This is a genomic window from Amycolatopsis sp. lyj-346 (assembly GCF_046548975.1).
Classification (GTDB): Bacteria; Actinomycetota; Actinomycetes; order Mycobacteriales; family Pseudonocardiaceae; genus Amycolatopsis.
The window spans coordinates 1,092,721-1,105,146 of the sequence record NZ_JAJPWT010000001.1 but is presented as its reverse complement, the minus strand read 5'-3'; the positions used below and the strand labels follow the sequence as shown (position 1 = coordinate 1,105,146).

Sequence of the window (12,426 nt, the reverse complement as noted above, 5' to 3'; positions counted from 1 at the left end):
TGGCCTTGGGTGCGTCCAACGCACCGAAGGCCACATTGGGTGCGCTCAACGCACCGAAGGCCACATTGGGGCGCTGGTCAGGGGAGGCGGTGGCCGAGGTGGGCTTCCAGCTCGGCCACGCGGTGTTCGAGTGCCGCCGCCCGGCGGCGGCTCTCCTCGGCGGCGCGGCCGGCTTGCGCCACCTCGCGCCGGGCCTCGTCCAGCTCGAGCCCGAGTTCGGTGCGGGCGCGCTGGGCCTCGGCCACGGTCTCCTCGAGCCGCCGGATGTAGCCGACCTCGGCGGGGCGGCTCGCCTGCGCCGCGGCGAACTCTTCGCGCAACCGGGCGTGCCCGAACGGCTCGTACTCGTCGAACACGTTGGCCGGTGCCGCCAGCGCCGCCAGGACGTCGGCGTCACCGGCTTGGCCGTAGAAGCGGTTGAGGCCGTCGAACAACGCGCACCGGTAACCCGCGTCGAGGAGCACCGGTTCCCACTGCTCGTGGGTGGGCTTCGGCGAACCGGGTTCCGTCGCCTCGACGACGAGCACCCGCGGCCGGTGGCGGGTCCAGTCCGCGCCCTCGATCACCGCGCGCTCGGCGCCCTCGACGTCGATCTTCAGGAAGTCGATCGGGCCGGGGTGGGCGTCGAGGAGCGCGGCGAGCGTGGTCAGCTCCACCTCGACCGCGCCCACCTGCCAGCGGCAGTCGTCGCGGTAGTGGACGGCGAGTTCGTCGTCGAGGGTCGACCAGCCCCACTCGTCCTCGACGACGTGCAGCTTCGCGGTGCCGGGCGCCGCACCGACCGCGACCTGCAGCGTGAGGTCGTCCGGGCGGGCGCTGCGCAGCTCACGGGCCTTGGCCGGGATCGGCTCGACGTTGAGGCCCCGCCAGCCGAGGTCGTAGAAGTGCTTGGTGACCGACGCGACCACGGGATCGCCGGCGCCGAGGTCGACGTAGCGCCCCGTGACCTGCCCCGCGAAGACGCGGGCGAGGACGACGTCTTCCGCGTTCTGCGCGTAAGAGATCACCCGCCGAGGATAGCCGGGGAGCGGGCCGCGCTTCGCCCGAAGGTGTGACTTCCGCCGTGTCGGTGAACGTCGTCCCCCTCCCGGACGCCCACTGAGCAGAGCATCGGCCGGGAGAGGAGGCGCCGTGATCTGGATCTGCCTGGTCGGCGTCCTCGCCGTGGTGTTCCTGGTGCGCGCGGTCCGCGTGGTGCGCCGGGTCAGGCGGGGCGACGCGGTGTGACGAGCCCGGACTCGTAGGCCAGCACCACCAGCTGGGCGCGGTCGCGTGCGCCGATCTTCGTCATGATGCGGCTGACGTGGGTGCGTGCCGTCGCCGACGAAATCACCAGGTGGGCGGCGATTTCGTCGTTCGACATCCCGCCCGCGACCAGGCCGAGCACCTCGCGCTCGCGCTCGGTGACCTCGCGGACGGCGCTGGTGTCGATGCGCCGGTTCTCCGGCCGCCCGACGAATTCCTGGATCAGCCGGCGCGTGACGGTCGGCGCCAGCAGCGCCTCCCCGTTCGCGACGACCCGCAGCGCGCGCAGCAGCTCCACCGGTTCGGTGTCCTTCAGCAGGAACCCGCTGGCGCCCGCGCGCAGGGCCTCGTAGACGTACTCGTCGACGTCGAACGTGGTCAAGACCAGCACCTTCGTCTCGGCCAGGTCCGGGTGGGCGGTGATCCGCCGGGTTGCTTCGAGGCCGTCGACGCCGGGCATCCGGACGTCCATCACGACGATGTCGGGCCGGTGCTCGATCGCGCCGGCGACCGCCTGCTCGCCGTCGCCGGCCTCGCCGACGACCTCGAAGCCGTCTTCGGTCTCCAGCAGCACGCGGAACCCGGCGCGGACCAGAATCTGGTCGTCGGCCAGCAGGACGCGGATCATGCTTCCCCCTCGATCGGTAGCTCGACGCACACTTCGAAACCGCCGTCGACCGGCCCGGCGGTGCACCGGCCGCCGAGCGCCGCGGCGCGTTCGCCCATGCCGCGCAGACCGTGGCCCGGGGCCGGCTGCGCGGTGCCACGGCCGTCGTCACGCACCCGGAGCGTGACGGACCCCGGTTGCCGTTCGAACCGGACGTCGACGTGTTCCGGCTGGTCGGCGTGCCGGACGACGTTGGTCAGCGACTCCTGCAGGATCCGGTAGGCGGCGGCGTCGACCGGGGCCGGGAGGTCGCCGGGATCACCGTGGACGTCGACCGTGAGCCCGGCGTCGCGGGCGTGGTCCAGCAGCTCGCCGGCCTGGGCGAGGCTCGGCGCGGGCGCCTTGTCCTCCCCGGAGCGCAGCACGGCCAGGGTGGCGCGCAGGTCCTTGAGCGCGGACGCGCTGGCCGCCTTGATGTTGAGCAGCGCCTCCTTCGCCTGCTCCGGGCGCCGGTCGGCGACGTGCGCGGCGACGCCCGCCTGGACGTTGATCATGGCGAGGCTGTGCGCGACGACGTCGTGGACCTCGCGGGCGATGCGCAGGCGTTCCTGCTCGGCGAGCCGGTGCCGGTGCTCGTCGGCCTGCTCGCGCCGGGCGGCGAGCGCGTCGAGCTGGTACCGGACGGCGGTCCCCACCCCGATGACGGCGGTCAGCCAGACGACGAGGAACCCGGCCCCGGCGGACAGCGCGAACGACCCGGTCAGGACGACGTGCACGACGTAGGCGACGGCGAGCGCGGCCGCGCCGGTGCTGCCCGCGGTGAGCGGCCCGCGCTGCCGGGTCAGCACGAACAACGCGATGGTCGGCACCAGGATGACCGGTCCGTCGGGCAGGCCGGAGGCGTAGTAGCCGAACGCCGAAACGGCGGTCAGCAGGGAGAGCGTCAGCGGGAAGCGGTGGACGACCAGCAGGGTCAGCCCGGTGGCGGCGAGCCACGCGGCCGCGAGCGGGGTCATCGGCGCCACGCCGGGCTGCCAGCGCGAGGCACCGCTGGTCGCCCCGAGCACGAATGCGGTGACGACGACGGTGCGCACCACGCGTCCCACCCACGGCGGCCATCTCATGCCGCGAAAACTACCGGTCGCGGCCGGGCCGCGCGTCCGTCTCGAAGCGCACTGCCGCCGTACGTCGTCAGTCGAACATGAGCGGCAGCTTCGCCGCCGTTTCCTCGTCTGCCGGGGTGTAGGTCGACATGGTGATCTCGGACCGGCGCCCGTAGTAGAGGTAGGTGAAGTTGAACTGCAGCAGCCCGACGTCCGGGTGCAGGTACCGCTTGGTGCGGATCGGCTCCGAGTTGACGTCGTGGTGCGGCCACAGCTCGGCGAACAGCGGCGACTCGGCCTTGAGGCGCTTCACCAGCTGCTTCCACGCCGGCTCGGCGACGTGGTCGGCCATCGCCGCGCGGAAGGACGCGATCACGCGCGGGATGTTGGCGTCCCAGTCGAGCATCCGCTTGCGCCACTCGGGGTTGAGCAGGCACTGGACCAGGGTGTTCCGGTCGCCGAACGGGATGGCGTCGACGTCACCCATCAGCCAGGTGTAGCCGCGGTTGTAGCCGAGCAGGTCGCAGCGGGCGTTGCGGATCGCGACCGGGTACGGCTCCAGCTTCTTCAGCATGAGCTCCATCGCCGGCGTGATGACCTGGCAGTCCTTCTCCCGCTCCGGCTCGGGTGCCCCGGCCAGGCGGAACAGGTGGACGTGCTCGTGCGGGTCGAGCCGCAGGGTGCGGGCGATCGCCTGCAGCACCTGCTCGGACGCGTTGATGTCACGGCCCTGCTCGAGCCACGTGTACCAGGTGACCCCGACGCCGGCGAGCTGCGCGACCTCTTCCCGGCGCAGTCCCGGCGTCCGGCGGCGGCCCACGATCGGCAGGCCGACCTGCTCGGGCGTGATCCGCTCACGACGGCTGCGCAGGAACCTCGCCAGCTCCTGGCGGCGGAGGCCGGATTCGACGGCGGTGGTCATGGTGCCATGATGACACGCTCCCGAACCTGGTACCAGGTAGTGGCTGGTACCCGGATAAACAGCAACTGGTACCAGTTTCGCGGCGGGTTGATCGTAGTACCCATGACCACGACTGAACTCGCGCCGAGCACCCCCGGCGTTCCGGCCCGGCCGGGACTGACCCCCGCCGGCCTGGTCACGGTGCTGCTGGGGGCGGCACTGCCGATCATCGACTTCTTCATCGTCAACGTCGCGCTGCCGACGATCGACGCCGACCTCCACGCGTCCACCGCCACCCTGGAACTGGTGGTCGCGGCCTACGGCATCGCGTACGCGGTGCTGCTGGTGGTCGGCGGGCGCCTCGGCGACTCGTTCGGCAGGCGGCGGCTGTTCTTCGCCGGCCTCTGGCTGTTCACGCTGACGTCCCTGGCCTGCGGAATCGCTCCGACGGCCGGCACGCTGGTGGTGGCCCGCGCCGCGCAGGGGGCGGCGTCGGCCCTGCTGCTGCCGCAGGTGCTCTCGATCATCCAGGCGACGACTTCGGGCGAGAAGCGGTCGCGCGCGCTCGGCCTGTACGGCGCGACGGGCGGCATCTCGACGGTGGTCGGCCAGCTGCTCGGCGGCGCGCTGGTGGCAGCCGACCTGTGGGGCACCGGCTGGCGGCCGATCTTCCTGGTGAACGTCCCGATCGGCCTGGTGGTGCTGGTGCTGGCGCGACGGCTGCCGGAGAGCCGCGCGCACAACCCGCTGGGCGTCGACCGGCTGGGCACGGCGCTGCTGGCGGTGACGCTCCTGTCGCTGCTGGTCCCGCTGATGGAGGGCCGCGCACTGGGCTGGCCGGCGTGGACGATCGCGTTGCTGATCGCCTCGCCGGTTTCCGCGGCGGCGTTCGTGTACGTCGAACGGCGGTCGGAGCGCCGCGGCGGAACACCGCTGCTGCCGCCGTCGGTGATGCGGCTGCCGAGCGTGCGGTGGGGCCTGGTGGTGGCCGTGCCGTTCTTCGCCGCGTTCGGCTCGTTCATGTTCGTGTTCGCGATGACGCTGCAGGAGGGTCTGCACTTCGGGCCGCTGGGCGCGGGTGGCGCGCTGACCCCGCTGGCGGTCGCGTACTTCACGGTGTCGATGCTGAGCAGCCGGTTGGTGGCCCGCTACGGCCAGAAGGTCGTCCCGATCGGCGGCGCGATCACGGCGACGGGCATGGTGGCGCTGCTCTGCACGACGCTGTCGACGTGGCCGCACGTGACGATCCTCGACCTGGCCCCGTCGATGGTGGCGATCGGAGTGGGGAACGCACTCGCGATGACGACGTTGTTCCGGATCGTGCTGTCCCACGTCCCGACGGACCTGGCGGGCGTCGGGTCGGGCGTGATGACGACGAACCAGCAGACGTCGCTGGCGCTCGGCGTGGCGACTTTGGGGAGTCTGTACGCGGCGCTTTCGGGCTCGCTGGGGAGCCGTGACGCGTTCGCGCTGGTGATCGGCGTGGTGGCGGTGCTGGCGGCGATCGTCGCGATCACCGGACGGCGGCTGCCGGACCCGCGGGTGTAGAAATCCGGGATTCACCCGTCGGAAAAGGCGGGCGCCGGACGACTATGAAGGTGTGACGGAACCTCGGGTGCGACCGGACCCGGCCTTCGCGCTGCTCGGGCTGTACGAGACGGCCCTGCCGGAGGTCTACGGGTACCTGCTGTCCCGCTGCGGTGACCGCACGCTCGCCGAAGAACTCACGTCCGAGACGTTCCTCGGGGCGGTCGCCGCGTGTCGCAAGGAGTACGCGCCTTCGGTGAGCACCGGGTGGCTGATCGGGGTGGCGCGGCACAAGCTCGCCGACCACTGGCGGCGGCTGGAACGTGAGGAACGCGGACTGCGGCTCGTCCACGACAGCGCACCGGACGTCGAGGACCCGTGGGACGAGCAGCTCGACGCCCTGCGGGCGAGACAGGTGCTCGGCTCGCTCGGGCCACACCACCGGGCGGCCTTGACCCTGCGGTACGTCGACGGTCTCGGGGTGCCCGAGGTCGCCGGGCACCTGGGGCGCAGCGTGCACGCCACCGAGGCGTTGCTCGTCCGGGCCCGTGCCGCGTTCCGGCGCGCCTACCAGGAGAAGGGGGGTCGCGATGCCTGAGCCTTTCGACGCGCTTCGCCGTCCCTCCGAGCGGGTTGCGCCCGACCCGGACTTCGCCGCCGAACTGCGTGACGACCTGCGTCGCGCCATCTTGAACGGAGCCGATGTGACCACCACCGAAGCCCCCGCTGCCACTGCCGAACTGCGCTCGCTGACGCCGTACCTGGCTGTTTCCGACGCCCGTGCCGCCATCGGCTTCTACGTCGAGGTCTTCGGCGCGGTCCGGCGCGGTGACCCGATCCTCATGGACGACGGCCGCGTCGGGCACGCGGAGCTGGCCATCGGGGACGCGGTGCTGATGCTCGCCGAGGAGTACCCGGAGATCGGCCACACCGCGTCGCACGAGGGTGGTGCGTCGGTGCGGGTCGAGGTGCCGGACGCCGATGCCAGCGTTGCGCGGGCGGTGGAGCTGGGCGCGACGCTGATCCGTGCGGTGAGCGACTCGCCGTACGGCCGCAACGGTTCGTTCCGCGACCCGTTCGGCCAGCGCTGGCTGGTGTCCCAGGCGCCTTCGCGGGCGGCGGGACCGCGCCCGGCCCGTCACGGCGAAGCCATGTACTTCACGTTCCAGGTGCCGGAGGCCGAGCCGGCGAAGTCGTTCTACGGCGCGGTGCTGGGCTGGCAGTTCACGCCCGGCTCGGTGTCCGACGCGTGGGGGTTCGCGGGGCCGGGTCTCGAAGGCGGGTTGTGGGCCGGGGACCGGCAGGTGGGCTGGAAGCTGATGTACGCGGTCGACGACCTCGAGACCGCCCTGGCGCGGGTTCGTGCGCAGGGCGGCCGGGCGGGTGAGGTCGAGAACCACCCGTACGGGACCACCGCCGACTGCACCGACAACCAGGGCATCGAGTTCTGGCTCTGGCAGAAGCCGTGATCACCGCAGGGTGAACACCACGACGTCGTTGGACTCCACCTTGGTCAGCGGCAGGCCGTCGGTCGGCCGCTGGAGGATGCCCATCGCGCCCTCCATGGACTTCACGACGACGACCTTGCGGATGCCGTACCGCTTGAAGACGTCGATGCTGTGCTTGTCCGGGAACGTGGCCGACGAGTCCTGCATGTCGTGGAACTGGGGCCCGTAGTTGCTGGCCGTGCCGTTGGCCGTCGTCGGGAAGCCTTCGGTGGACCACAGCTGGTACTTGAAGTTGCTCCACAGGTCCATCGGCAGCAGCGCGATCGGTTCCTCCGTGGTCGTGAACACCTGCTTGACGTCCGGCGGGATCCCGGGGTTCTCGACCTGCTGCCAGCGCGGAATGCCTTCAACCAACGCGAAGAAGGCGGGGAACATCATGTAGAACGCGATGACCTGCGTGGCCATCCGGGTGTGCTCGTCGATGAACCGGTAGAGCCGGGTGACCAGGCCGCCCGCGGAGATCGCCAAGCCGAGGGTGACCCAGATGATCATCCGGCCCGGGGTGCGCATGGCGTCCCAGCCGGGCAGGAAGTTCCAGAACAGCCAGTAGAGGCCGCCGCCGAGGAACGACGTGCCGAGCGAGAGCAGCACGGTGAAGACGATGAACCCGCCGAGGAACGCCCGGACCCGCCACGTCCAGGCGCTGAAGAACAGGCCCGCGATCCCCAGCACGGCGACCGCGAGACCGGGGAAGAGCAACATTTCGCCGGCGCCCTCCTGCGGGAGCGCGGCTTGGTCGTTGAAGGCCGTTTCCAGCCACAGCCAGGTCTCGTACGGCGCGGTCCACAGGCCGTTGACGGGCGGCGAGAAGACTTCGACCTCGCGCCAGGTGCGCGTGAAGCCGTACTCCGAGCGGACCCGCAGGAACGGGACCACCAGCCACCAGACGATGCCGAGGAACGCGACGACGCCGGCGACGTTCGCGATGATCATCCGGCGGCCCAGGCGCCAGGCGTGGAGCGCGATCGCGATCCCGACCAGTGCCATCAGGTAGACGAAGGGCAGCCCGATCGCCCACCCGATGCTGACCTGCCAGGCGGCGATGAGCCAGCCGGCGACCACCCAGCGCGGCTTGGTCTCGCCGCGCTCGCCGCGGAAGGTGAAGCCGTGGCCCTTGGCCAGCGCCCACAGGGCCAGCGCGATCCCGCCGGTGGAGAGGACGTTGAGGTGGGCGATCTGGCTGAGCCGCCACGGCGCCCACGCCCACACGACGCCGGCCAGCAGCGCGCCCTGCCAGTTGCTGCCGAGCTGCTTGACCAGCAGGTACGCACCGGCGAAGGCCAGCGCGAAGCAGAACACGAAGAGGACGTTGTAGAGGAAGACGTTGTTGTACTGGCCGTCGCCCGCGAAGACGCTGAACGGGAGGTAGCCGAGCAGCGTCTCGCCGAACGCGTAGTTGTCGACCGCGGGGTAGAACTGGTTCGACGTCCAGAAGTCGCCGCCGTGGGTCAGCCAGTGGTGCTGCCAGCCGAGCTCCCAGACCCAGAGCAGCGGATCGCCGAGCCCGCCGGTGAGCAACGACTTCGGGTGCGTGACGATCCGGTGGTTGAAGACCATCGAAATCGCCAGGCCGACGTAGAAGGCGATCAGGCCTTCGCTGATGAGCAGCCGGCCGAGCCACAGCGCCGCCTTGCGGCCGTCGAACCGGCGGCGGGACGCCCGCGGCGCCTCCTCGGCGGACGGCGGAACGGTCTCTTCGGCCGTGGCTCCTTCCACGTCCTGCCCCCTTAGTGCTCGGTTTGGGGGCAGCCTACCTGCGCTGCTCCGAGCGCTAACGGCCTGCCGCGTACCCCTGCATTCCCCGGGCGTTGGCCGCCGCTCGCAGGATGCCGCCGGTGCGGGAGACCGCCGAGAGGCGGCCCAGTGCCCAGTCGCCCGCGTCGACCAGCGCGTGACCGCGCGCACGCAGGGCGTCCAATGTGGACGGGCCCAGCCGGGACTCCGCCACCAGTTCGCGCGGGTTCCACGAGCGCGGGTAGAACGAGCTGGGGAACGCCGTGGTGTGCCAGGCCGGGGTGTCGATCGATTCCTGGAGGTTCAGGCCGCCGTAGACGTGGGCCAGCCAGAAGCACAGCTGCCACTGGTCCTGCTGGTCGCCGCCCGGGGTGCCGAAGGCCAGGGTGGGGACGCCGTCACGCAGGGCCAGCGACGGCGACAGCGTGATGCGCGGCCGCTTGCGCGGGGCCAGGGAGTTCGGCAGGCCCTGCTCCAGCCAGAACATCTGGCCGCGGGAATCGAGGCAGAAGCCGAGGGACGGGATCGTCGGGCTCGACTGCAGCCAGCCGCCGGACGGCGTGAGCGAGACCAGGTTGCCCGCCGCGTCGACGACGTCGAGGTGGACCGTGTCGCCGCGGGTCTGGCCCTGGGGGCCGACCGTCGGCTCGCCCGTTGCGCCGCCGCCCGCTTCGACGCCCTGCAGGGAGTCCAGGATGGCCGGGAGGCGGGCCGGGCCGCGGGCGTCGCCCGGTCGCAGGTCGGGTGAGGCCGTGTCGGTGATCAGGGCACGCCGGGCGTCGGTGTAGGACGGCGAAAGCAGCACGTCCAAGGGGACGTCGGTGTCGCCGTACCAGGCCTCGCGATCCGCGAAGGCCAGCTTCGCCGCTTCGGTCGCCAGGTGCACCGTGCGTTCCGACGGAATTCCATCCACATAGGACAGCTCGTCGCGGAAGCCGTGCAGCAGGAGCGCCTGCTGCAGCAGGGCCGGGCCCTGCGTCCAGCCGCCCATCTTGACCAGTCGCCAGTCGCCGACGTCGGCGACTGCCGGGTCCTCGTACGAGGCCGACCACGACGCCAGGTCGTCACCCGTCAGCAGGCCCGCGTGGTCGCGGCCGGAGTCGTCGCGGAAGGCCTGCCGGCTGAACTCCTCGATCGCCTCCGCGACGAACCCCTGTGACCAGGCACGCCGTCCGGCGTCGAGCTGCGCTTCGCGCCCCGGGACCGACTCCGCCTCGCGCAGCAGCCGCTCCCACGTGTCGGCCAGTGCCGGGTTCCGGTGCAGGCCCGACGCCGGTTTGCCGTCCGGCATCCAGAGCGCCGCCGACGTCGGCCAGTGTTCGGTGAACAGGCGGGAGACGGCGTGGATCGTGTCGCCGACGCGTGACACCAGCGGAACGCCGTTGCGGGCGTAGCCGATCGCGTACTTCAGCACCTCGCGAAGCGGCTTCGTGCCGTAGTCGCGAAGCAGCAGGAGCCAGGCGTCCCAGGCACCCGGGACGGTCGCCGGGAGCAGGCCGCTGCCCGGGATCAGGTCCAGCCCGAGCGACGCGAAGTGCTCGGGCGTGGCCCCCGCGGGCGACGGGCCCTGGCCCGCCAGCGCCCGCGGGACCGGGTCGTCCGCCGTCACGAAGAGGCCGGGGACCTGCCCCGCCGGGCCGCACAGGTGCGGCTCGGCGACCTGCAGGACGAAGCCGGCGGCGACCGCCGCGTCGAACGCGTTGCCGCCGTCCTCCAGCACCGCCATCCCGGTGGCCGAAGCCAGCCAGTGCGTCGATGCCACCATCCCGAAGGTGCCGGTCAGCTCCGGCCTCGTCGTGAACATGCCTCGATAGTACGCATTGCTAAGGAGGGCACTTTCACGTGAAAGTGCCCTCCTGGGGCTACCAGGATGCGGGTCGTCGCCGCTCCGGCTCGTACGGCTGCGTGATGATTTCCATCCCGTTGCCGCCGGGATCGAGGAAATAGACGCCACGGCCGCCGTGGTTGTGGTTGATTTCGCCGATCTGCTTCCCCATCGGGTCGGCGTGGTAGGTCACGCCCGTTTCGACGAGCCGCGCGAAGACGGCGTCGAAGTCGTCCTCCGGGATCAGGAAGCAGTAGTGCTGCAGGCGCAGGTCCTGCTCGGGGATGGTCGCGAAGTCCAGCCGGACGCCGTTGCGGGTCTCGACGGGGATGAACGGACCCCATTCCTCCCCGACCTCGAGGCCGAGCAGGTTCGCCAGGAATTCGGCGGATTCCCGGTTGTTCCGGGACGGGACGATCAGGTGGTTCAATTCAACGGAAACGGATACTGACACGGTTGAAATGCCTCCGGGGCACTCCCGCCACCTCCATGCCTCACCCAGCCGGTGACCGACACGCGATGCCGTGCCGATCACCCTAGCGGGCGGGCCGCACTCACGCAGTGGTTTTTCAGGACACCTTGATTCGCGCCGCCGCGCGCGGCCGTCCAACGCCCTGCCAGGACAGCCCCGCGTCCACGATCACCCGCGGGTCGAGCAGGTTGCGCGTGTCGACGACGTCGATGCCCTCCATGAGCTCGGCCATCGCCGCCCAGTCGAGGTGCTTGAACTCGGCCCACTCGGTCAGCACGACGACGGCGTCCGCGTCCTTGGCGACCAGGTAGGGGTCGTCGACGACGGTCATCCCGGCGATCTCGCCGTCGACGGCCGGGTCGTAGGCGATCAGCTCGGCGCCCAGCGCGCCCAGCACCGACGAGACGGCGAGCGCGGGCGAGTCGCGCAGGTCGTTGGTGCCCGCCTTGAACGCCAGGCCCAGCACGCCGATCCGGGCGCCGGCCAGCGTCCCGCCGACCGCGCCGGCGATCTTCGCGACGATCCGGTCGCGCTGGGCCAGGTTCTCGTCGATGGCGGAGGTCAGCATGGTGAAGTCGTAGTTCACCGACTCGGCCACCTTCACCAGCGCGCTGGTGTCCTTCGGCAGGCAGGAGCCACCCCAGCCGGGGCCGGGCTTGAGGAACGTCCGGCCGATGCGCCGGTCGTGGCCCATGCCCTCGGTGACGAGGTCGATGTCCGCACCGAGCCGTTCGCACAGCTCGGCGATCGAGTTGACGTAGGACAGCTTCAGCGCGAGGTAGCAGTTCGCGGCGTACTTCACCAGCTCCGCGCTCGCCGCGTCGGCGACGACGAGGGGCGCGTCGAGCTCGGCGTACAGCTCGCCGACCCAGCGCGCGGCGGCGAGGTCGTCCGAGCCCACGACGATCCGGTCCGGGCCGAGGAAGTCCGCGACCGCGGTGCCTTCGCGGAGGAACTCGGGGTTCGACACGACCGGCACGTCGGTCCGGCCGACCAGTGCCTGGATCCGCTTCGACGTGCCGACCGGCACGGTCGACTTGGTGACCAGCGCGCAGCCGCGGGGCAGGACGTCCCCGATCTCGGCCGTCACGGCCTCGACCGCGCGCAGGTCGGCGGAACCGCCGGCCCCCATCGGCGTCGGCACGCACAGGAACACCGCCTGCGCGTGCCGGACCGCGTCCCGCGCGCCGACGACGAACTGGAGGCGCCCGGCCGCGAGCCCGCGGTGCACCAGGTCGGCGAGCCCGGGTTCGAGGATGTCGACGCGGCCGGCGCTCAGCCGGGAGACCTTCGCGCGGTCGACGTCCACGCAGGTGACGAAGTGCCCCAGACTGGCCAGGCAGGCCCCCGTGGTCAAGCCGACGTATCCGGTTCCTACCACCACGATCCGAGCTGGCGTCATGCTCTTGAAAGTGACAGCCGGAGTTGGCCACCGCGCTAACGGAAACAGACGGGCCTGGAAGCGGTGAGCGAAGACACGAACCGCCATGCCGCTTTTCGGGGG

General features: G+C 71.4%; 11 protein-coding genes. 3 read left to right on the top strand and 8 right to left on the bottom strand.

The annotated features are described in order from the left end of the window. Positions 1-77 precede the first annotated feature (77 nt). The 4 genes from ACLJQE_RS05400 to ACLJQE_RS05385 form a co-directional block, all read right to left on the bottom strand. Positions 78-1,007, bottom strand: coding sequence for an FkbM family methyltransferase (locus tag ACLJQE_RS05400; protein ID WP_410637836.1), 930 nt, complete (start codon positions 1,005-1,007; stop codon positions 78-80). Positions 1,008-1,204: 197 nt separating this feature from the next. Then, on the bottom strand, positions 1,205-1,873 hold the full coding sequence (locus ACLJQE_RS05395) for a response regulator (protein ID WP_410637834.1): 669 nt from the start codon (positions 1,871-1,873) through the stop codon (positions 1,205-1,207). Then, the gene (locus tag ACLJQE_RS05390; protein ID WP_410637833.1) at positions 1,870-2,949 is read right to left on the bottom strand and encodes a sensor histidine kinase; all 1,080 of its coding nucleotides are present in this window, start codon (positions 2,947-2,949) and stop codon (positions 1,870-1,872) included. Before ACLJQE_RS05390 ends, ACLJQE_RS05395 begins: the two co-directional genes overlap by 4 nt. Before the next feature lie 94 nt (positions 2,950-3,043). After that, a complete protein-coding gene (locus tag ACLJQE_RS05385; protein WP_410637831.1) occupies positions 3,044-3,877 on the bottom strand; it encodes a helix-turn-helix transcriptional regulator in 834 nt (277 codons plus the stop codon). Positions 3,878-3,979: 102 nt separating this feature from the next. Here ACLJQE_RS05385 and ACLJQE_RS05380 point away from each other — a divergent pair, with 102 nt between their 5' ends. Genes ACLJQE_RS05380 through ACLJQE_RS05370 form a run of 3 tightly spaced genes read left to right on the top strand, consistent with a single transcriptional unit; the run spans position 3,980 to position 6,852 of the window. Further along, on the top strand, positions 3,980-5,404 hold the full coding sequence (locus ACLJQE_RS05380) for an MFS transporter (RefSeq protein WP_410637829.1): 1,425 nt from the start codon (positions 3,980-3,982) through the stop codon (positions 5,402-5,404). Between the two features lie 52 nt (positions 5,405-5,456). Continuing rightward, positions 5,457-5,981, top strand: coding sequence for an RNA polymerase sigma factor (locus ACLJQE_RS05375; protein ID WP_410637827.1), 525 nt, complete (start codon positions 5,457-5,459; stop codon positions 5,979-5,981). Further along, positions 5,974-6,852 carry a VOC family protein gene (locus ACLJQE_RS05370; RefSeq protein ID WP_410637825.1) on the top strand — a complete coding sequence of 293 codons (879 nt, stop codon included), beginning with the start codon at positions 5,974-5,976 and terminating at the stop codon, positions 6,850-6,852. The genes ACLJQE_RS05375 and ACLJQE_RS05370 overlap by 8 nt, the downstream gene beginning before the upstream one ends. Here ACLJQE_RS05370 and ACLJQE_RS05365 read toward each other — a convergent pair whose 3' ends face one another. From ACLJQE_RS05365 to ACLJQE_RS05350, 4 genes are all read right to left on the bottom strand, one after another. Next, entirely contained in the window at positions 6,853-8,607 is a 1,755-nt protein-coding gene (locus ACLJQE_RS05365) for a hypothetical protein (RefSeq protein ID WP_410637824.1), read from the bottom strand. A gap of 55 nt (positions 8,608-8,662) precedes the next feature. Continuing rightward, on the bottom strand, positions 8,663-10,429 hold the full coding sequence (locus ACLJQE_RS05360; protein ID WP_410637822.1) for a gamma-glutamyltransferase family protein: 1,767 nt from the start codon (positions 10,427-10,429) through the stop codon (positions 8,663-8,665). A 58-nt stretch (positions 10,430-10,487) separates the two neighbouring features. Beyond that, entirely contained in the window at positions 10,488-10,880 is a 393-nt protein-coding gene (locus ACLJQE_RS05355; protein WP_410637820.1) for a VOC family protein, read from the bottom strand. Between the two features lie 139 nt (positions 10,881-11,019). Then, positions 11,020-12,324 (bottom strand): UDP-glucose dehydrogenase family protein, encoded by a 1,305-nt coding sequence (locus tag ACLJQE_RS05350; protein ID WP_410637819.1) that lies wholly within the window; start codon positions 12,322-12,324, stop codon positions 11,020-11,022. Positions 12,325-12,426 lie beyond the last annotated feature (102 nt).